Here is a 20,555-nt window from a genome sequence, read left to right as displayed (position 1 = left end):
CCGTGGCACAGCGTGACGGCCCGTGGCAACAAGGTCAATCAGGCGCGGTCGGTACGTCTGCCTCCGTCGCGGGGCGGAGGCGACTCATCCCTGCGGACTACGGCCCGGGTTCAGCGGGCGATCCAGGTTGCCCGCGCCGCGCCGAGCAACGACCCGTCCGGGCCGTACAGGCTGGTGTGCACGAGCGCCTTGCGCCCATCGACGCGTAGCAACGCCCCGGTCACCACACACTCGTCGCCCGGCTCGGGCAGCGCCGCGACCACGGCGGCGATCCGGCCCAGCAGGTACGGGCGGCCCGGCGCGAGCACCGCCCAACCACCGGGACAGTCCAGCGCAGCCCACACCGTTGCCGCGCCGACCTGGGCGGGCGCGCGGAACGGGGCGGCGGTCCGCCCGTCCGGCAGTCGGCCGGGGAAGATCCGCAGCCCGTCGGCCCGCTGCGGCCCGCAGACGTAACAGGTGGGGAACGGATGCTCGACCAGGCCGGGGTATCGGGCCGCGGCGGCGACCGCCGTCTCCAGGTCGACAGGGGGTACGACGGCGTCGATCACCCCGGCCGGGCGTACCTCGGCCACCAACTCGCCGGCCGGGTCCCGGACCTCGCCGTCGACAAGGGTCAGCTCGGTCTCCAACGGTGGTGGCCGGCGCAGCGTCACCTCGACCGGCCCGTCGCCGCCCGCCTCGGCGGCGAAGATCCCCGCGCTCCAGCCGCCGTTGCCGGAACCGGCGGGCCCGTTGTAGCGGGTTTCGATGCGCATTGTCGGCCTCCGGTGGAACATGCCGGCGTCGTCGCCGGGCCGTACCGCAGCCTCGCACGATCGCGGTGAGAGCCATCTGCCGGCCGGCGTTCATCCTGCCGACACCAGTGGTCCCCGTGAATGGCAACCCGGGCCCTTACACAGATCCCATGGCCGTTCTGCATGCCGCTGGCGCACCCCTGAAGACCAGCGGATACACCCTGCTGATCGCCGACGACCCCACCCAGGTCGCGGCCGCGCAACGCCTGCGCCACGAGGTGTTCGCCACCGAGCTCGGCGCCACCCTCCTGCCCGGCGAGACCGGGTTGGACGTGGACCCCTTCGACGCGTACTGCGACCACCTGATCGTCCGCGAGGACAGCACCGGCGAGGTGGTCGGCACGTACCGGCTGCTACCGCCGGGGCGCACCAGCCGGCGCTACGCCGAGGACGAGTTCGACCTGAGGCCGCTCGACCCGCTCCGCGACGACCTGGTCGAGGCGGGCCGGTCCTGCGTGCACCCGGACCATCGCTCCGGCGCGGTGATCAACCTGATGTGGGCCGGCATCATCCGGTACCTGCACCTACGTGGCTCCCACTGGCTCGGCGGCTGTGCGTCGGTGCCGGTGGCTGACGGCGGGCGGACGGTGGCCGAGGTGTGGACCCAGGCCCAGGCCCGGCACCTGTCGCCGCCGCCGCTGCGGGTCCGCCCGTTGCGGCCCTGGTCTACCGAGGTGGCTGCCGCCGGCCCGGTCGGCGGTGCCCCGGCCGGGCGGGTGGCGGTTCCGCCGCTGCTGCGTGGCTACCTCCGGCTCGGCGCGTGGATCTGCGGCGAGCCGTCCTACGACAGCGACTTCGGGTGCGCGGACTTCTACGTCCTCTTCTCCCTGGACCGGATGAACCCTCGCTACCTGCGGCACTTCCTGGGCGGTGAGCAGCGGTGAGCGCCGTGCCGCTCGACCTGTGGCGGCCCTCCTCGGGCTGCGACGACGACTGCCTGCCAGCGGCCGGCGAGGTGCCCACGGTGCCGCTGGCCCGCCGGGTGCTCCGGCTGGTCGCCGTGCTCGGCATGCTGCTGGCCGGGATTCCGGTGGTGGCGCTGCTGCCGGTGCTTCCCACTCCGGAACGGCAGGCGCTGGTCAGTGGCTGGGCGCGGACCACTGTGCGCGCCTTCGGCGTCCGCCTCGTGGTTCGGGGTCGGTTGCCCCGGCGGCGCGCGCTGCTGGTCGCGAACCATGCCTCCTGGCTGGACATCCTGGCAGTGCTGGCGGTCGCGCCCACCCGGATGGTGGCGAAACGGGAGATCCGCTCCTGGCCGGTGGTTGGTCTGCTGGCCGCGGCGGCGGGCACGGTCTTCGTGGACCGCGCCCGGCCGTTGGCGCTGCCGAGGACCGTCGCCCGGGTCGCCGACGCGCTGCGCGCAGGGCGGTCGGTGGCGGTCTTCCCGGAGGGTACGACGTGGTGTGCCGGGAAGGATGCCACCGACTGCCGCCCCGGCGGTGGCTTCCGGCCCGCGACGTTCCAGGCGGCCATCGACACGGGCAGCCCGGTCGTCCCGCTGCGGCTCACCTACGGCTGTGCGACCACCGGGGCGGCCACCACGGCAGCCGCCTTCCTTGGCGCGGACACCCTGCTGCGCTCGATGGCACGGGTGGTGGCGGCGCGGGAGCTGGTGGTCTCGGTGACGATCGCCGCCGCGTTGCACCCGGCCCGTGACGCCGACCGGCGGTTGCTGGCCCGGGCCGCCGAGTCGGCCGTACACCTGGTGCCCACGGCGGGTGTCGTGGCGCGGCCCCGGCTGCGGCCGGTCCCGACGGCGACCCCGGCCGTTTCCGTGCCACCGCCCGCCACGGGCAGCGACCTGGACCTGGCCGCCTAGGGGGAGGCACGCCCGCCGCCTCCGCCCCGGCGGCGCGAGAGGCGCGACAGTCTTGTGATGTCGCGATGTATCGCGTTACAGTCTCCTTCTGTTCGGCGTGCCTTCCGCGCGTCGTCGAGAGGGGGACGCCATGGCCGGTTGGACGGTCGAGAGCCCGCAACGGCTCACAGTGGACGCTCCGGTCGTCCGGCTGGACGTTCGACTGATCAGTGGGCGGCTCAACGTGGTCGCCACCGACGGGCCGACCCGGATCGACGTGACCCAGGTCGGCCGTCGGCCGGTCCTGATCGACCACACCGACGGTCGGCTCAGCATCCGCCAGGAGCGTGATCGGGGCTGGTCGGACGTCCTGCGCTGGTTCCGGATGATCCACCGCTACCCCCGGGTGGACGTCTCCATCGCCGTGCCCGCCGACGTCCTCGCCGATCTGGGCCTGGTCGCGGGTTCGCTGGTCGCCTCCGGCCTGCGTCGGGAGACCACCGCCCACGTCGTCGCCGGCCAGATCACCCTGATGGGGTTGCGCGGCAGCACCTCGGCGAAGCTCACCTCGGGCCCGGTGGAGGCGCTCGGCGTCCGCGGTGACCTCACAGTGGAGACGATCTCCGGGGAGGTGATCCTCGCCGACAGCGCCGCCGACCGGGTGCGGGCCCAGACCGTCTCCGGCGCCATCACCTGCGATCTGGACAACCCCCGGGGCAGCGAGATCCGGTTGACCACCATCTCGGGCAGCATCACCGTCCGGGTCCGCGCGGACAGCGACCTCGCCGTCCAGTTGAACACCGCCTCCGGCCGGATCACCAGCGGCTTTCCCCAGCTGCGCAGCTCGACGTTCCCGCTGCCCAGCAGCGAGGGGGTGCTCGGCGCCGGCGACGGTAAGCTCTGGGCTTCCGCGACCTCGGGGAGCATCGCCCTGCTCGCCCGAGCCGTCGACGACGATGGAGAGGAGCTGCCGTGACCGCCGTGTTCAGCCACGGGCGGCTCCGGCTCTACCTGCTCAAGCTCCTCGACGACGGCCCGAAGCACGGCTACGAGCTGATCCGCCTGCTGGAGGACCGCTTCCTCGGTCTGTACGCGCCCAGCGCCGGCACCATCTACCCCCGCCTGCAACGGCTGGAGGTCGAGGGTCTGGTCAGCCACACGGCGGCCGGCGGCCGCAAGACGTACGACATCACCGACGCCGGCCGGGCGGAGCTGCGCCAGCGGGCCGGTGAGTTGACAGCGCTGGAAACGGACATCGCGGCCTCCGTGGCGGACCTCTCCAGTCTGGCCGGCGAGATCCGCAGCGAGGTCCGCGGATCGGCCCGCGACCTCAAGCGGGAGTTGAGCGAGGCCACCCGGCAGACCCGGCGGGCCCGGTGGGAGGCTCCCGCACCGCCGCCCAGGCCGGCGTCGACCGCCGGGCCGCAGGCCGAGCTGTTCGACGAACTCGATCAGCGGCTGGCCGCGTTCACCGCCGAGGTGGGCCGGCTGATGCGCGCCCGACAGTTCAGCGACACCCAGCTGCGCACCGCGATCCGGCTGCTCGACGGCGCCCTGGACGGGTTGCGTCGCCTGCTGCGCTGACCGGCGCCGCCGGACGGTCGGTGACTCACAGCCTTTTTGCAGGAAGCGTCCAGCGGTGGCGCAGTGACGTCACCGATGATGGGCGCATGCCCGCTACCCAGACCGAGGCGCGACTGCTTGTCGTCGAGGACGACCCCAACATCCTCGAACTGCTCTCCGCGAGCCTGCGGTTCGCGGGCTTCGACGTGGCCACCGCGACAAGTGGAAGCGCGGCGCTCAACGCCGCCAAGGACCACCGGCCCGACCTGGTGGTACTCGACGTGATGCTCCCCGACCTCGACGGTTTCGAGGTCATCCGGATGCTCCGCGAGGGCGGCACGCGTACCCCCGTGGTGTTCCTGACCGCCCGGGACGCCACCGACGACAAGATCCGTGGGCTGACCCTGGGCGGCGACGACTACGTCACGAAGCCGTTCAGCCTGGAGGAGCTGACCGCCCGGATCCGCGCCGTGCTGCGTCGCACCACCACCGGCGAGCAGGCCCCGTCCCGGCTCACCTTCGCCGACCTGGAGCTGGACGAGGAGACCCACGAGGTGCACCGGGCCGGCCAGCGGGTGCAGCTCTCGCCGACCGAGTTCAAGCTGCTGCGGTACCTGATGCTCAACGCCAACCGGGTGCTGTCCAAGGCGCAGATCCTCGACCACGTCTGGAACTACGACTTCCGTGGCGACGACAACATCGTCGAGTCCTACATCTCGTACCTGCGGCGCAAGGTCGACACCACCCAGCCCCGGCTGATCCACACTCTTCGCGGGGTCGGGTACGTCCTGCGCAAGCCGGCGGCGTGAACGCAGTCCAGCAGGCGAAAGGGCGGGTGCGCAGCGTTCCGCTGCGGGTGAAGCTGGTCGCCTCGGTGCTCGCGCTGGTCGCCGTCGCGCTTCTGGTGATCAGCTCGTTGACCGCGTACTTCCTCCGCAACTACCTGGAGGGCCAGGTCGACGGGCAGGTCCGGTCGACCGCCCAGGGCCTCGGCCAGTTTCTTCAGAAGCTGCGCAGCGGTGAGGTCGGCGCGATGCTGCCCAGCGACTACGTCGTGATCGTGGCCGACGAGCGGCAGGTGTACGACCCCCAGTACGACACGCGCAACTTCTACCCCGCACAGCTGCCCACGTTTCCCGCCACCCGCAAGGACTTCGAGGCGGCGGAGGGCGAGCCGCGCACCGTCATCTCACACGATCGCCTCACCCGCTGGCGGGTGTACTACGCCCCCCAACCGGACGGCTCGGTGCTGGCCGTGGGTCAGCCGCTGACCGAGGTGGACCGGGCGGTGAAGCAGCTCGTCTGGATAGACCTCCTGGTCGGTGGCGCAGTGCTGATCATGCTGGCCTCGGTCGGCGCCGCGATCGTCCGGACCAGCCTCAAGCCCCTCGTCGAGATCGAACAGACCGCCGCCGCGATCGCCGGCGGTGACCTGACCCGCCGGGTGCCCGACCCGGAGGAGGGTCAGGCCGAGCCAACCTCGGAACTGGGCCGGCTGTCGCGGGCGCTGAACGCGATGCTCACCCAGATCGAGGCGGCGTTCACCGCCCGAGCCGCGTCGGAGACCTCGGCCCGATGGGCGGAGAGCGCCGCCCGGGATGCCGCCGCCGCAGCTCAGGCGTCCGAGGCGCGGGCCATCCGCTCCGAGGAACGGATGCGGCAGTTCGTCGCCGACGCCTCGCACGAGCTGCGGACTCCGCTCACCACGATCCGCGGCTTCGCCGAGCTGTACCGGCAGGGTGCGGCCCGTGAGCCGGAACAGACCGCCGGCCTGTTGCGCCGGATCGAGGACGAGGCGTCCCGGATGGGTCTGCTGGTGGAGGACCTGCTGCTGCTCGCCCGGTTGGACATGGAACGGCCGCTCTCGCTGACCCCGGTGGAGTTGCCGGTGCTCGCCTCCGACGCGGTGCAGGCCGCGCGGGCGATGGCACCGGAACGGCGGATCGAGTTGGAGATCGCTCCCGAATCGGGCCCGCTCGTCGTCTCCGCCGACGACGCGCGGCTGCGGCAGGTGATCGGCAACCTGGTCACCAACGCGCTCACGCACACCCCACCGGAGGCTGAGGTCCGGGTACGGCTGCGCGCCGAACCCGGGGGCTTCGCCGTCGTGGAGGTGGTCGACACCGGCCCCGGTCTCTCGGCCGAGCAGGCGGAACGCGTCTTCGAACGGTTCTACCGGGCCGACGCGGCCCGTACCCGACGAGCCGACGGCAACACCGGGACCGGCCTTGGCCTGGCCATCGTGGCGGCGCTGGTCGCCGCCCACCACGGCTTGGTCGAGGTGGCCGAGACGCCTGGCGGCGGGGCCACCTTCCGGGTGCGGCTGCCGCTGCTGGCGCAGGTCGACAGCGCGGGGGAGTGACTTTCAGCCAACTTCCAGGACGGTTCCAGGTTGATTGCAGTGCGGAGGGAGAAGGTAGTCCCATGACCGAGTTCGAGTCCGACCCGCAGCGCCGGCCGGCCCCCACCGACGCCGAGCCGTCGCACCCCACCGCCGAGCTGCCGCGCGACGAGCGTGTGCAGTCCGACTCCCCGACCACTCCCGTACCGGTCGTCTCGACCGGCGGCGACCCGACGGTCGCCTCCACCACCGGTGACGCGGAGACCACCGCCGCCACCCAGGCCGCCTACTCCGCGCCCGCCGGCCAGCCGACCGGGTACGAGCCGTCGACCGGCTACGAGCGCCCGGCCGCCACGCCGTCCGCACCCCCGTACCCGGTCTCCGGTCACCCGGCGCCCGGCCAGCCCGGCTACCCGCAGCCGGCCGGCCACTACCCCGGTGCCCCCTGGTACCAGGGCCAGCAGTCCGGCTGGGCCGGCGGGGGCCAGCCGGGCATGCCGTACGCCCAGCACCAGCAGCACCCGGGGCAGCACCCGCAGCACCCCGGTCAGCAGGCCCAGCACCCCGGGCAGCACCCGGGCCAGCCGGTCCCGCCGTGGGGCCCGCAGGTCGCGCCGCCCGGCAGCGGCCCCCGGCCGGGGCGAATCGCCAAGTTCGCCGGTGCCGGCGTCGCGGTGTTCGCCCTGATGCTCGGTTCCGGTGTCGCCGGTGGTGCGCTCGCGCTCGCCCTCGACGGCGACGGCGGCGGCATCACCCGCACCTACTCCGCGGCTCCCGTGATCAATGGCGCGGACCTGCCGAAGATCGCCGCGTCGGTGCAGGACAGCGTCGTCTCGATCACCACCGGCAGCGGTGAGGGCTCCGGGGTGGTGCTCAGCGTCGACGGGTACGTGCTGACCAACAACCACGTGGTCGCGTCCGCCTCCGGCGACGCAGTGCGGGTGGTCTTCGCCGACGGCAAGACCGCCGACGCGAAGATCATCGGCACCGACCCGAAGACCGACCTGGCCGTGGTGAAGGCCAACGGGGTGAGCGACCTCAAGCCGGCCAAGTTCGGCGACAGTGACGCCATGCAGGTCGGCGACCAGGTGCTCGCCCTGGGCAGCCCGCTCGGTCTGCAGGGCTCGGTGACCTCCGGCATCCTCAGCGCCCGGGACCGCACCATCCGGGCCGGTGAGGGTCAGCCGCAGGACCCGACCCAGCAGCAGGGCCAGGCGGTCTCCTCGATCTCCGGCCTGCTCCAGACGGACGCCCCGATCAACCCCGGCAACTCCGGCGGCGCGCTGGTCAACACCCGGGGCGAGGTGATCGGCGTCAACACCGCCATCGCGACCTCCGGGCAGAGCACCGGCAACATCGGTGTCGGGTTCGCCATCCCCAGCAACAAGGCCAAGGACGTCGCGGGCAAGCTCCAGCGTGGCGAGAAGGTCAGCCACCCGTCGCTCGGAGTCGGCGTCAACCCGGCCGAGGGCGGCGGCGCCCTCGTCGCGTCGGTCACCCCGGGCAGCCCGGCGGAGAAGGCCGGCCTCCAGCGCGGCGACGTCGTCACCCGGTTCGGCGACAAGCCCGTCAACGACTCGGACGACCTGGTCGGCGCGGTGCAGGCCGGCAAGGTCGGCGACCGGGTCGAGGTGCAGTTCAAGCGCAACGGTGTCGAGAAGTCGGCGACCGTGACGCTCGCCGAGACGTCCTGACCAGTTACTGAACCTGCTTCCTCCCTCCGGCGGCGGGTGGCGGGGCCGAGGGGGTCGGCTCCGTCACCCGCCGCTTCTTTACGCCCGGACGGCGGTTCACCCGGATCGGGTGAACCGCCGTCACCCGTCCGCCCGGCAGGTTCGGAGGGCGACGACCGGAACCGGGGGTGGAGTGCCATGACCGAGGTGGTGGGTGTCCGCGAGGACCAGCGGATCCAACGCGACGTCCTGGCCGAGCTGGCCTGGGACCCCCAACTGCAACCGAACGAGATCGGAGTGACCGTCGACCAGGGCGTGGTCACCCTGACCGGCTTCGTGGACGGTGCCGCTCGCGGTTGGGTCGCGACGCGATGCGCACAGCGGGTTCGCGGCGTACGGGCGGTGGCCGACGAGGTGGAGGTGCGGCTGCCCGGCACCCCGGGGCGTACCGACGCCGAGATCGCCGACGCCGCCACCCGCGCCCTGGAGTGGGACAGCTTCGTGCCCGCCGAACGGCTGGACGTGACAGTGGCCAACGGCTGGCTGATGCTGCGCGGCGAGGTCGAGTTCGGGTGGCAGCGGCGGGCCGCCGAGGGCGAGGTGCGCCGGCTCGACGGCGTACGGGGGATCACCAACCTGATCGAGGTACGACCCGCGGCGCCACCGGACGCCGAGCGCCTGCGGCGGGACGTCCAGCGGGCGCTGCTGCGCACGCTCGGCGGCGAGCGGGTGACCGTCGAGGTGGACGGCGACACGCTGGTCCTCGCCGGGGTGGTCCGTTCCTGGTGGGAACGTGACCAGGTCGAGCGGGTGGCGTGGTCCGCGCCCGGGGTGCGGGTGGTCCACGACCAGATCCTGGTGGGCGGGTGATCGTCGTCCGCCATGTCCGGTTTACCTGGGACGCTACTGGGAAACCGCCGCCGACCAGCGGTGCCGCCGTACCGGGGAGCAACGGGGAGGACTCGTGGCCGTGAACCACCCGCCTGCGGGCCGCCACGAGGAGCGGTCACTGCGCATCGCGATGGTGGTTCCGCCGTGGTTGTCAGTGCCGCCGCCCGGCTACGGCGGCCTTGAGCAGGTCGTCGCCGCACTGGTGGACGCGCTCTGCGGGCAGGGGCACTCGGTGACCCTGTTCGGCGCCGGAGGTGACCACGGCACGGCGGCCGACGGCTTCGTCTCCACGGTGGCCGAGGTCCAGTACGAGCGGCTCGGCGAGTCCCTGCCCGAGCTGGCACACCTGGCCCGGGTGAATCGGCTGATCAGCCCGGCCGACTTCGACGTGATCCACGACCACACCACGATCGGTCCGCTGGTCGCCGGCCGTCGGGCCGTGCCGACGGTCGCGACGGTGCACGGCAACCCCGTGGGGGAGTACGGCGACGTGCTGAGCGACATCGACGCGGGCGTGTCGCTGGTGGCCATCTCGCACGCCCAGCGCCGGCTGAACCCGAACCTGCCCTGGGCCGGTACCGTGCACAACGCGCTCGACATCAGCGGTTTCCCGCGCAAGCACACGCCTGGCGCGGGGCCGGTGCTGTGGCTGGCCCGGTTCAGCCCGGACAAGGGCCCGGACACCGCCATCAAAGCGTGCCGGGCGGCCGGACTGCCCCTGCTGTTGGCCGGCAAGTGCAACGAGCCGGCCGAGCGCCGCTACTACGAGCAGGTCGTCGAGCCGATGGTCGACGAGGACGTGACAGTGGTGCTCAACGCGGACCGCGCGACGACGCTGCGGATGCTCGTCGACGCGCGCTGCCTGATCATGCCGATCCAGTGGGACGAACCGTTCGGCATGGTGATGCTGGAGGCGATGGCCACCGGCACGCCGGTGGTGGCGCTCAACCGGGGTGCGGTGCCGGAGCTGGTGCGACCAGGGCTGACCGGGCTCGTCGTCGAGCGGTCGGAGGAGCTACCCGCGGCGTTGCTCGCGGCGGAGCGACTCGACCCGGAGGACTGCGTGACGCACGTGGCCCGGAACTTCTCGGTCGAGCGGATGGCGAGCGGCTACGCCGAGGTCTATCGGCGATTCGCCCTCGGCCGGCACGACGTCCGTGAACCGGACCGGGTGCCGGTGCGCTGACCCACCGGTGACTCCGGGTCAGGCCCCGGTCGCCCCCAGCTCGGCGATGGCGGCGTCGAGTCGGGAGGCGTACGCCGGGCTGATGCCGCCCTCACCGAGACGGACGGCGACCTTGGCACGTAGCCGGGCCACCGGCGGTGCCAGCTCTTCGCGGCCGGAGCTGACCGCGACGGTCAGGTTGCGCAGCTCGTTGCGCAGGTCGAGGGCCACGTCGTCGCGGATCTCGCCGGCGCTCAGCCCGGTGCCGATCAACCCGTCGACCCGGTTCGCGACCTCGGTGAGGGTGCCCGGGTTCGAGGTGGGAGCCCCGGTGGTCGGCTTCGTCGAGGGCGTCGGGGTCGGCGGGGCGGACGTGATCGGCGTGGACGGCTGGGGGGCCGGCGGGTCGGTCGACGGGGTCGTCACCGGCCCGGCGGAGGGCTGCGCCCGGCGGGTCGGCTGCTGTTCGGGCAGCAGCGCCACCCCGGCCACTGTCACCCCGACGGCCAGCACCGCCAGCAGCACCACCAGTCGCCGCCGCGACCAGCCCGACCCGGTCGGCGGCTCGCCCGCGTTGGAGGAGGCTCCGCCGTCCGAGGCGGCTCCATCCAGCCGCGCCGCCGCCGGGACGCTGGCCGTCGCGACGGCTGGCGACTGCGGTGGCAGGGGCTGGGTGGGCACCCGGATGGTCGCCGTCGGGGGCTCGGCGGGCAGCGAATGGTCGCGGAGCGCGGTGGCGACCTGCCGGGCGGTGGGCCGGTCGGCCGGATTCCGGGCGAGGCTGCGCAGGCAGATCTCGGCCACCGGCGCGGGCAGGTCCGGTAGATCGGCCAGCGTCGGCGGCGGACCACTGGCCAGCGCGGCGCTGAGCTGCTCCCAGGTGTCCGCCGGATACGGGACCCGGCCGGTGAGCGCCTCGTGCAGCAGCACGCCGAGCGAGTACACGTCGGTGGACGGCTGGGCCGGCGCGCCGTCGAGACGTTCCGGTGCGACGTACGCCGGGGTGCCGAAGGTCTCGCCGTCCTCGTCCTCGTCGGGCGCGCCGATCCGGGTGGCGATGCCGAAGTCGAGCACCTTGACGCCCGTCCCGGTCATCATCACGTTGGCCGGGGTGATGTCCCGGTGCACGATGCCGAGCCGGTGCGCCGCCGCCAGGGCGTCCGCCACCTGTGCGCCCACCTGGACCGCCTCGGTCCACGGCAGCGGCCCCTCGGTGAGCCGAAGCTTCAACTCCTCGCCGCTGAGCAGCTCCATCACCACGAACGAGGTGATCGAGCCGTCCGGGTCGACAGTCTCGCCGTAGTCGTGCACGGAGGTCAGGTGCGGGTGCACCAACTGGGCGGCGGCCCGTGCCTCCTCGCGCACCATTCCCCGGAACCGCGCGTCCGCGGCGAGTGACGGGGCGAGCACCTTGAGCGCGACCACCCGGTCCAGTACCTCGTCCCGGGCACGCCAGATGACCGACATGCCACCGGCGCCGATCTGGTCCAGAAGTCGGTATCTGCGAGCCAGCAATCGGCCCGGATGCAGCGCTGCCTTCACGGATCGCACCTGCCTCAGGGGTGGGAGCGGTATCAGGTTGCGCGAATGTGTCCTGCCTGTCAACGCCGTCGCCACCGGCCGTCGACGGACGGTGCCTGCCGTGCGCCGACCGCCGGCCGACAGCGGCCCACCGGTCGGCGGCGGGCCCGTGCCAGGATGGACGACATGGCGGGGGGACCGGTGGCGTTCGTGCTCGGCGGCGGGGGAGTGCTCGGCGCGGTCGAGGTCGGCATGTTGCGTGCCCTGTTCCGGGCCGGCATCCAACCCGACATGGTCCTCGGCACCTCGATCGGCGCGGTCAACGGCGCGCTGGTCGCTGCGGACCCGTCCGAGGCGGTGACCGACCGGCTGGTCCGGCTCTGGGCCTCACCCGAGGCGAGCGAGGTGTACGGCGACTCGGTCGCCCGGCAGCTGCGCCGTTTTGCCGCCCGTACCCACCTGCACTCGCCCCGGCCGCTGCGTCGCCTGTTGGAGACCGAGCTGGGGGTGGACACGACCTTCGCCGATCTGCGGGTGCCGTTCCGGTGCTGCGCTGCCCACATCGAGCGGGCCGCCGAGCACTGGTTCGACAGTGGTCCGGTGGTGCCGGCGGTGATGGCGTCGGCCTCGGTGCCGGGCCTGCTTCCGCCTATGGAGATCGACGGCGCGCACTACGTGGACGGCGGCATCGTCAACTCCATCCCCATCGGCGAGGCGGTGGCCGTTGGCGCCCGCCGGATCTACGTCCTCCAGGTCGGTCGGATCGAACGGGAGCTGACTCCACCCCGTCGGCCGTGGGAGATCGCGCAGGTAGCGTTCGAGATATCCCGCCGGCACCGCTTCTTCCGGGAGTTGGCGGCACTGCCGGAGGGGGTGGAGGTGCACGTCCTGCCGACCGGCGGGCTCAACCCCCGCGACGACACGCCGTGGGCGTACCGGGACATGGCGGCGGTGGGACGGCGGATCAGTCGCGCGTACACGGCCTCCCGGCGCTACCTCGCCGCCCACCAGGAGCGTTGATGCCGTTACCTCCGCGGTGGCTGCGTCGGTTGCTGTTCGCGCCCGCCGTCGTGCTGCTCGCCGTCGTGGTGGTCACCACGCTGCCGATCTGGGCGCTGCTGGCCGCTGCCGCGTCGCCGCTGGTCCCGGGCCGGTTGCGTCCACTGCGACTGCTCTGGATCGGCTGTTTCTACCTGGTCTGGGACGCTGCCGCGCTGCTCGCGCTCTTCGTGCTCTGGGTCGTCTCCGGGTTCGGCTGGCGGACTCGGTCGCCGGCCTTCCAGCGCGCGCACTACGTGCTGGCCGGCTGGTTCCTGCGGGTGCTGTTCTGGCAGGCACGTTGGACACTGCGGTTGAGCATCGACGTGGTGGGCACCGACCCGGACACTGCGCTGCCCGGCCGGCCCGAGCTGGTGCTCTGTCGGCACGCCGGGCCGGGCGACTCGTTCATCCTGATCCACGGGCTGGTCAACTGGTTCCACCGGGAGCCTCGGATCGTCCTCAAGGACAGCCTCCAGTGGGATCCGGCGATCGACGTGCTGCTCAACCGGCTGCCCAACCGGTTCATCGCGCCGACTCCGGAGCGCGGCGAGGAGACGGTACGCCAGGTCGGGCACCTCGCCACCGGCCTGGACGACAACGACGCATTCGTGATCTTCCCCGAGGGCGGCAACTTCACCCCTCGGCGACGGCTGCGCGCCATCGCCCGGTTGCGCTCCCTCGGCCTGGAACGAATGGCCCTGCGCGCCGAGCGGATGCGCCACGTGCTCGCCCCGCAGCCCGGTGGGATGCTCGCCGCGCTGGACGCCGCACCCGACGCCGGGGTCATCTTCGTCGCCCACACCGGTCTGGACCGGATGCTCACCGTCGCCGACGTGTGGCGGGAACTGCCGATGGACAAGCGGATCGTGATGCGGTTCTGGTCCGTGCCGCCGGAGGACGTACCGACGGGACGGCAGCAACGCATCGACTGGCTGTTCGACTGGTGGGCGCAGATTGATGCCTGGATCGCCGCTAATCGGTAAATGTCCGCGTAGGGTGCGGGCGTGGACGAGATCTGCGTGGTGACAACGGTGGTGGACGCGCGTTCGGTCGCCGACGTGCTGGCGGCTGCGGCCGTCGCCGGCAGGCTCGCCGCCTGCGCCCAGGTGGGTGGTCAGGTGGACAGCACCTACTGGTGGCGGTCCGGAATGGAGACGAGCACCGAGTGGTCGGTGCAGTTCAAGACCGCACCGGATCGGCTCACCGCGTTGCTGGACCAGATCCGGGTCAGCCACCCGTACGAGGTACCGGAGATCCTGGTGTCCAGGGTGGAGAGCGGCAACCCCGACTACGCCACCTGGGTGTACGAGCACACCCGATCCTGAGTACGCGCACTCTGGGTCGCACCCCGGTCGGTTGTCGATGATGACCCGGTGGACGACACCCGTTACCCCTGCCCCGCCTGCGGCGCACCGGCCGATCTGAGCGCCGGATGCTCCGGCTGCCGGCGCGCACCCGACCCGATCGCCGCCGAGGTGGTTCGGCTGAGCCGGGAGGTCGCCGAGCTTGAGCCGCAGGTGGAGCGGGCTCGTCGCACGTACACCGAGCTGGCCGGACGGCTGTCGACAGTGTCCGGGCGGCGAGCCGAACTGGCCGCGGTCGTCCGCGCCGGGCTGGCGGCCCCGGTCGTGGCGCGCCCGATGCCTGCCGCCGGACCGGCGCCGTTCATCGGCCCGGGCCCCGGAGTCGCGACGGGTTCGCGGCCGGGTGCGGCGGAAACCTCGACCCGGACGGTCCAGGGTCTGCTCTTCGTCCTCGGTGGACTCCTGCTGGGCACCGCGGCCGTGGTGTTCACCGCGGTCGCCTGGGCGGCGGTGGGGGTCGCCGGCCGGGCGTTGATCCTGGCGGCGTTCACCGCGCTCGCGCTGGGCGTACCGCTGCTGGCGGTCCGCCGAGGGCTGCGCGGCACGGCGGAGACGTTCGCCGCGGTGGGGTTGCTGCTGGTGGTGCTGGACGGTTACGCGGCCTGGTCGGTGGACCTGGCCGGCGTGGCCGGCTGGCCGGGCAGCCGGTACGCCGCGCTGGTCGGGGGGGCCAGCGCGGCGGTCGCCGTGGCGTACGGCCGGTGGAGCGGGTTGACGGGGCCCTGGTTCGCCGCCCTGGTGGCCGCCCAGCCGGCGTTGCCGCTGCTCGCCGCCGAGGCCGGGCTGGGTGCGGCGGGGTGGGCGTTGGTCCTGCTCGGGGTGGCGTCGCTGAACCTGGCGGTGCTGGCCGCGCTGCGTGGCCGGGGAGGGGCGGCGCAGCTCGTCGGCCGGGTGTTGGCCGGCGCCGGTCACGTCGCCGCGTTGGTGGGCGCTTCGGCGTGCGCGGTGGTGCCGCTGGTCGGTGGGCGGGCGGGGGGCTCGCCACTGCTGGCCGGGGTGCCGCTGTTGCTGGTCGCGCTGACCGGGTTCGGCGCGGCCTGGCTCGTCGGGGGGCGGGCGCTGCGGGCGGTGGCGGCAGGGCTGCTGGTGCCGGTGCTCGCCGCCGCCCTGCTGCGTCCGGTGGCGGAGCTGCGGCCGTCAGTGCTGCTGCTCGCGGCGGCGACTGTGGCGCTGGGGATCGCCGCCGCCGTGCGGTTCCTGCCGGCGTTGGCGGCGGTGGACGGTGGCGGCGGTTGGCGGACCGGTCCGCGGGCCGGCGCGCTGTTCGTCGCGGCCGGCACGGCGCAGGTCACCCTGTTGATCACTGTCGGGCTGGCGGTCGCCGCCGTCGGCCGGTCGTTGCCGCCCTGGGGCGGGGCTGGGACGGGGCCGGACCTGAGCTGGGGTTGGCAGCTGGCTCCGGCGGTGGCACTGACGATCGGTGCCACGGTGCTGCTGCTCCCTGCCAGCACGCGGGCGGTGCTCGCCACGGCCGGCGCGGTGGCGGTGCTGTTCGCCGTACCCGCCGGCTGGACGTCCTCCTGGCCTCAGGTGGTGGCCATCGACCTGGTCGGCGGGGTCGCGTTGCTGCTCGCCGTACTGGCCCGTCCGACCACCCCGCCCGTCGCCCTGCGCTCGCGTGCGCTCGGCGGTGCAGTCCTGCTCGGGCACGGGCTGCTGGTCGCCCTGGCCGCCCCGGCCGGTGCCCTGGTGGCGCTCGGCGTGCTCGCCGTGGTCGGGCTGGCGCTGGCCGTCCGACAGGGGGCCGGCGCGTACCGGGAGGTGGCCGGTACGGGTCTGCTGGTCGGGCAGCTCGCGCTGCCAGCGATCGCGGCGGTGGCGACGTTCGCCGTGGGCGGGCCGCCCTGGTGGCAGGCCCGGCTCGCGCTGGCCGCCGCCGGGTTGTCGCTGGTCGCGGCCCTCGCGGTCCGTCGCCACCGGGTGAAGCTGATCGGGTACGCGGTGACCGGCGCCGTCGCCGCGGTGACCGTGCCCGGCCTCGCGCCGCTGGTCGCGGCGGGTGACGAGCCGCTCGCGCCGTACGCGGCGCTGGCCGCGTTGGGTGTCGCGCTCGTCGCCGGCTGGCTGCCGTCGGCGAGCGCCTCCGGCCAGGCGGCCCTCGGGGAGCGGCCGGCGGTTGACGGGCGCGAGTCGGCCCGGTCGGCGTTGTTGCTGGCGGCCGGCGGAACGCTGGCGGTGGTCGCCGTCCTGGCGGCCCTGCCGACAGTGCTGACCGCGCTCGGGTCGCCCTACGGCGGCTGGAACCGGGTGTGGTCGGGGGCGCCCACCGTCGTCGCCGACCCGACGGTGCTCCCGGTCGGGTTCGCGCTGGTCGTGCTGGCGGTGGCCGGTGCGCTGGCTGGTCGGCGGGTCGGCCTGCCGGTGCCGGCCGCGCTGCCGTTCCTCGCGGCGGCGCTGCCGGTGCTGCTCATCGCGATCGGCGCGCCGTGGCCGGTGCTGCCGGCCGCAGTTCTGCTCGCCGGCTTGGCGGCGCTGCTGTTCACCGCGCTGGCCGCCGCCCGCCCGGCGCTCACACCGGTCGCCGTGCCGGTGGGCGTGGTGCAGGTGGCCTCCGGTGTGCTCGGTCTGCTGGCCACCCGGGCCGGGACGCTTGCCGCCGAGGGGGCGCTGCTGGTGGCGGCGGTCGCGGTCGCCGCCGGCGCGCGCCGGTTCGAGGTACGGGTCGCCGGCTGTCTCGCCGCCGTGGGCGCGGCGTCCGCGTTGGCGGTGACCGCGCCCCTCGCCGGTGGGCTGCCCCTGCGGGCTGCCTCGTACCCACTGCTGGGGGTGGCCGCGTTGGTGCTGACCGCTGCGGCGGTCACCCCGGCGCGGGTCCGGCTGGGACGGGTGCTGGACGCCGCCGCGCAGGCCGTCGCGCTGGTGGCGGCGGTGTTCGCCGTCGAGGCGGCGCGGCACCTCGCCACCATCTGCGTGCTCTGGGGTGCCGCCGTCGCGCTGCGGCTGCTGCGCCGGGGTGAACCGGCCGGCCGGCGGTGGGCGTTCGCCGGGATCGCCGCCGGCAGCGAGTTGCTCGGGGCCTGGGTGCTGCTGGCCGCCGGAGGGGTGACAGTGCTGGAGGCGTACACACTGCCGGCTGCGGCGCTCGCCGTCGGAGCGGGTCTGCTGGCGCTGCGCACCCGGCCGGGGCTGACCAGCTGGCCGGCCCTCGGCCCGGGGTTGGTCGCGGCGTTGCTGCCCAGCCTCGTGTCGGTGCTGGCCGGGGCGGACCCGCAGCCGTGGCGGCGACTGCTGCTCGGCGCGGCGGCGACCGGCGCGGTGCTGGCCGGCGCGACCCGCCGGTGGCAGGCGCCGGTGCTGCTCGGCGGCGGGGTACTGACGCTGCTGGCGCTGCACGAGCTGGCCCGGGGGTGGGATCTGCTGCCCCGGTGGATCTACCTGGGGATCGGCGGGCTGGCACTGGTGGGGCTCGCCGCCACCTACGAGCGGCGTCGACGTGACCTGGCTCGACTGCGTGCCGCGGTGGGCCGACTGAGCTGAGCCGGACCCGTAGGGGTAGGGCCTGCCCTACCCCCCATTCGGGGGCTGTCGGGGTTACTCACCGCTACCGCGATCGGGAGACTTGACAGCAAGCCCGAACCATCCTGGCGCGGGCGCAAGAGGAACGGGAGCAGCGATGGCGCTCGGAGCGGTGGCGGAACCGCCGGTACGACGGCGAGGCAGTGACTACGCACAGTTGTCCCGACGGATCAGCCAGGCGGGCCTGCTGGAGCGGCGCCCCGGCTGGTACGTCACCCGCATCGTGCTCACCCTCGGTGCCTTCGTGGCGGGCTGGGTGGCCGTGTTCCTGCTCGGCGACTCCTGGTGGCAGCTTCCCCTCGCGGCCCTGATGGCGGTGGCCACCACGCAGGTCGCGTTCCTCGGCCACGACGCAGGGCACCGCCAGATGTTCCGTCGGCGTGGCCCCAGCGAGCTGGTGGGCCTGTTCGCCGGCAACGCGGCGGTCGGGCTCAGCTACGGCTGGTGGGTCGACAAGCACAACCGGCACCACGCCAACCCGAACCACGAGGACGAGGACCCGGACGTCGGCGCGGGCGCCCTGGTGTGGACGCACGAACAGGCGTTGGAGACCCGCGGGGTCGGTCGCTGGATGGCCAAGCGGCAGGCGTACCTCTTCTTCCCGATGCTCCTGCTGGAGGGCCTGAACCTGCACGTGGCGAGCATCCGGGCCATCGTCGGCCGGGAGCCGAACGGCGGGTACACCGTGCCGATGCGGCACCGGGCGGCCGAGGCGGCGCTGCTCCTCGCGCACACCGTCGGCTATGTCGCGCTGCTGCTGGCGGTCATGTCCCCGGTCAAGGCGTTGCTCTTCGCCGTCGTGCACCAGGCCCTGTGGGGTCTCTACATGGGTTGCGCGTTCGCGCCAAACCACAAGGGCATGCCGATGCCGACCGCCGAGGACGAGTTGGACTTCCTGCGTAAGCAGGTGCTGACCTCCCGCAACGTACGCGGCAGCCGGCTCGTGGACACCGCCCTCGGCGGTCTCAACTACCAGATCGAGCACCACCTCTTCCCGAACATGCCCCGCGCCAACCTGCGCCGGGCCCAGCCCATCGTCAGGGCCTACTGCGTCGAGCAGGGCATCCCGTACGCCGAGACCGGGCTTGTCGAGTCGTACCGGCAGGCACTCGGTCACCTGCACGAGGTGGGTCGGCCGCTGCGCGGCTGACCAGACCGGCCGTTGCGCGGCCGTGACGACATCGATCGGCGGGGCGGCATCTGATGATGCCGCCCCGCCGTCGTGTTCCTGGCCGGCAGCGCTTGGCGGAAACCCTGGGCTCGAGGGAGCGGATCCGGCTCGCCGGACGCGCCACCGGTAGGGTCTGGTCATGGCAGACCTGCTCACCGCGGACGCGGTGCGAGAAGAGCTGAGCCGGTTGCCCGACTGGTCGGGTGACCCGACCGGCATCGGTCGTACCGTCCAGCTCGGCAGTTTCCCGGCGGCCATCGCGATGGTGGACCGGGTGGCGACGGTGGCCGAGAAGCTCGACCACCATCCCGACATCGACATCCGATGGCGGACCCTGACCTTCCGCTGTGTCACGTACTCGGCCGGTGGGGTCACCCACCGGGACATCGAGCTGGCCCGGCGCATTGACGACATCGTCCGGAGTGCGGCATGAGATTCGAGATCAGCAAGGTTCTGGATGCCATCGAGGGCCGGGTCTGCACGGACCCGTCACTGGCCCGAGCCGTGATCGACCTGGCCGAGGTGATCCGCTACCAGGACATCGACGGTGGTCGGCCGGCCAGCCTGCTGCGCCTCGGCATGGTCATCGACGCGCTCTCCCGCGAGCTGGAGGAGGACAGCGTCCAGGTCTACGCGGTGGTGCACCGGGCGTTGCTCTCCGACGCCGACCTCACCTCCAACGAGCGGATGGTCGTCCGCCGCTGGGCCGACGACGGGCTCGTCGAGGTGCTGGACAACCCGGGTGACCGGATGTTGGAGGTCGCCGACCTGCTCGGGTTGCCGGTGCTCAGCCGGGTCCGCTTCGACGGGCTGCGCGGGCGTTTCCCGTGGCTGGTCGAGCAGCCCGGTCGGGTGGTCGCGCCGGTGCCGGGCGCCGGCGGGCCGGTGTTCATCGCGCACGTCGGTGGTGGCCACTCGCCGGTGGCCGGCAAACGGTCGCCGACCGGCGTCAAGCTGCTGGCCCGCCAGTGGCGCTGCCCGGAGTCGGGCTGCGCGCTGTTCGGCGGCGGTGGTGGGGGTGGCGCGTTCGCCGACCTGGCCGGGGGTGCCGACCGCAGCCCCGCCGCGCAGCCGCCGCCCGCGCTGCGCAACGGCGTGCCGACCTGCCCCCGACACGGCGTACGGCTCGGTGACGGCGGCCCGCGTCCGCGTACCGAGGTGCTCGCGGTGCGCGTCGGCGGCCTGGTCCGACGGCGGTTCGTGCTCAGCGAGGAACAGCCGATCGTGGCCGGTCGGGCTCCCGAGCAGGACGGCGGGATCATGCTCGGCCAGTGGCTCAACGACGAGGCCCGGCGCTGGATCAGCCGGGGTCACGTCCGCTTCGAGCTGCGGGTCGGCGAGGTCATCGTGACCGACGTCAGCACCAACGGCTCGGGCATCCGGCCGGGCGGTTCGATTACCGAGTCGGACCGGATCCCGCTGGCGCCGCAGCAGTCCCGGGTGCTGGGCGAGAACGACATGATCGAGCTGTACCCGGGAGTGCAGATCGGTCGGGCCGAGGAGCTGCCCACCGGTGCCCCGTTCACTCCCACCTCGGTGATGGCCGAGGCACCCACGATGGCGATGCGCCTGCCCCGCCCCTGACACCCACCCGGTCGATCATGAAGTTATTGCCACGACACGCCGAGGCGCAGGGCAGGCGCAACGCCATCGTGGGTGCCTCGGCCATCACCGAGGTGGGAGTGAACGGGGCACCGGTGGGCAGCTCCTCGGC

The 20,555-nt window shown here is 73.4% G+C and carries 18 protein-coding genes; 16 read left to right on the top strand and 2 right to left on the bottom strand.

Annotated elements, in window-relative coordinates:
- Positions 1–110 precede the first annotated feature (110 nt).
- A complete protein-coding gene (locus AB0B68_RS24895) occupies positions 111–758 on the bottom strand; it encodes a hypothetical protein (RefSeq protein ID WP_357205126.1) in 648 nt (215 codons plus the stop codon).
- A gap of 149 nt (positions 759–907) precedes the next feature.
- On the opposite strand from AB0B68_RS24895, the gene AB0B68_RS24890 reads away from it, so the two are divergent.
- The 9 genes from AB0B68_RS24890 (at position 908) to AB0B68_RS24850 (ending at position 10,249) form a co-directional block, all read left to right on the top strand.
- Complete coding sequence (locus AB0B68_RS24890) at positions 908–1,681, top strand: GNAT family N-acyltransferase (RefSeq protein ID WP_357205129.1); 774 nt, start codon at positions 908–910, stop codon at positions 1,679–1,681.
- Positions 1,678–2,616, top strand: a complete 939-nt coding sequence (locus AB0B68_RS24885) for a lysophospholipid acyltransferase family protein (RefSeq protein WP_357205132.1) — start codon at positions 1,678–1,680, stop codon at positions 2,614–2,616. Before AB0B68_RS24890 ends, AB0B68_RS24885 begins: the two co-directional genes overlap by 4 nt.
- A 130-nt stretch (positions 2,617–2,746) precedes the next feature.
- Positions 2,747–3,571: a DUF4097 family beta strand repeat-containing protein gene (locus tag AB0B68_RS24880; protein ID WP_357263043.1), complete on the top strand. Its 825-nt coding sequence runs from the start codon at positions 2,747–2,749 to the stop codon at positions 3,569–3,571.
- A complete protein-coding gene (locus AB0B68_RS24875; protein ID WP_357205138.1) occupies positions 3,568–4,179 on the top strand; it encodes a PadR family transcriptional regulator in 612 nt (203 codons plus the stop codon). The genes AB0B68_RS24880 and AB0B68_RS24875 overlap by 4 nt, the downstream gene beginning before the upstream one ends.
- A gap of 86 nt (positions 4,180–4,265) precedes the next feature.
- Positions 4,266–4,967: a response regulator transcription factor gene (locus AB0B68_RS24870; protein WP_030336721.1), complete on the top strand. Its 702-nt coding sequence runs from the start codon at positions 4,266–4,268 to the stop codon at positions 4,965–4,967.
- Positions 4,964–6,520 (top strand): HAMP domain-containing sensor histidine kinase, encoded by a 1,557-nt coding sequence (locus tag AB0B68_RS24865; RefSeq protein ID WP_357205140.1) that lies wholly within the window; start codon positions 4,964–4,966, stop codon positions 6,518–6,520. Before AB0B68_RS24870 ends, AB0B68_RS24865 begins: the two co-directional genes overlap by 4 nt.
- A gap of 62 nt (positions 6,521–6,582) precedes the next feature.
- On the top strand, positions 6,583–8,193 hold the full coding sequence (locus AB0B68_RS24860) for a trypsin-like peptidase domain-containing protein (RefSeq protein WP_357205143.1): 1,611 nt from the start codon (positions 6,583–6,585) through the stop codon (positions 8,191–8,193).
- Between the two features lie 177 nt (positions 8,194–8,370).
- Positions 8,371–9,042 (top strand): BON domain-containing protein, encoded by a 672-nt coding sequence (locus AB0B68_RS24855; RefSeq protein WP_357206996.1) that lies wholly within the window; start codon positions 8,371–8,373, stop codon positions 9,040–9,042.
- Between the two features lie 151 nt (positions 9,043–9,193).
- Entirely contained in the window at positions 9,194–10,249 is a 1,056-nt protein-coding gene (locus tag AB0B68_RS24850; protein WP_357207006.1) for a glycosyltransferase family 4 protein, read from the top strand.
- Positions 10,250–10,267: 18 nt separating this feature from the next.
- Here AB0B68_RS24850 and AB0B68_RS24845 read toward each other — a convergent pair whose 3' ends face one another.
- Positions 10,268–11,770 (bottom strand): protein kinase, encoded by a 1,503-nt coding sequence (locus AB0B68_RS24845; RefSeq protein ID WP_357206998.1) that lies wholly within the window; start codon positions 11,768–11,770, stop codon positions 10,268–10,270.
- 165 nt (positions 11,771–11,935) lie between these two features.
- Here AB0B68_RS24845 and AB0B68_RS24840 point away from each other — a divergent pair, with 165 nt between their 5' ends.
- The 7 genes from AB0B68_RS24840 (at position 11,936) to AB0B68_RS24810 (ending at position 20,425) form a co-directional block, all read left to right on the top strand.
- Complete coding sequence (locus AB0B68_RS24840; protein WP_355008125.1) at positions 11,936–12,769, top strand: patatin-like phospholipase family protein; 834 nt, start codon at positions 11,936–11,938, stop codon at positions 12,767–12,769.
- On the top strand, positions 12,769–13,773 hold the full coding sequence (locus AB0B68_RS24835; protein ID WP_357207001.1) for a 1-acyl-sn-glycerol-3-phosphate acyltransferase: 1,005 nt from the start codon (positions 12,769–12,771) through the stop codon (positions 13,771–13,773). The genes AB0B68_RS24840 and AB0B68_RS24835 overlap by 1 nt, the downstream gene beginning before the upstream one ends.
- 21 nt (positions 13,774–13,794) lie before the next feature.
- Positions 13,795–14,115 carry a divalent-cation tolerance protein CutA gene (gene cutA / locus AB0B68_RS24830; RefSeq protein ID WP_091406014.1) on the top strand — a complete coding sequence of 107 codons (321 nt, stop codon included), beginning with the start codon at positions 13,795–13,797 and terminating at the stop codon, positions 14,113–14,115.
- A 48-nt stretch (positions 14,116–14,163) separates the two neighbouring features.
- Positions 14,164–17,631 carry a hypothetical protein gene (locus tag AB0B68_RS24825; RefSeq protein ID WP_357263039.1) on the top strand — a complete coding sequence of 1,156 codons (3,468 nt, stop codon included), beginning with the start codon at positions 14,164–14,166 and terminating at the stop codon, positions 17,629–17,631.
- Between the two features lie 136 nt (positions 17,632–17,767).
- The gene (locus AB0B68_RS24820) at positions 17,768–18,820 is read left to right on the top strand and encodes an acyl-CoA desaturase (RefSeq protein ID WP_357207005.1); all 1,053 of its coding nucleotides are present in this window, start codon (positions 17,768–17,770) and stop codon (positions 18,818–18,820) included.
- Between the two features lie 160 nt (positions 18,821–18,980).
- On the top strand, positions 18,981–19,274 hold the full coding sequence (locus AB0B68_RS24815) for a 4a-hydroxytetrahydrobiopterin dehydratase (protein WP_357208562.1): 294 nt from the start codon (positions 18,981–18,983) through the stop codon (positions 19,272–19,274).
- Positions 19,271–20,425: an FHA domain-containing protein gene (locus tag AB0B68_RS24810; protein ID WP_357263036.1), complete on the top strand. Its 1,155-nt coding sequence runs from the start codon at positions 19,271–19,273 to the stop codon at positions 20,423–20,425. Before AB0B68_RS24815 ends, AB0B68_RS24810 begins: the two co-directional genes overlap by 4 nt.
- Positions 20,426–20,555 lie beyond the last annotated feature (130 nt).

The sequence above is a fragment of the Micromonospora sp. NPDC049049 genome, from assembly GCF_040649115.1.
GTDB lineage: Bacteria > Actinomycetota > Actinomycetes > Mycobacteriales > Micromonosporaceae > Micromonospora.
This window is presented reverse-complemented; position numbering and strand designations above follow the sequence as displayed.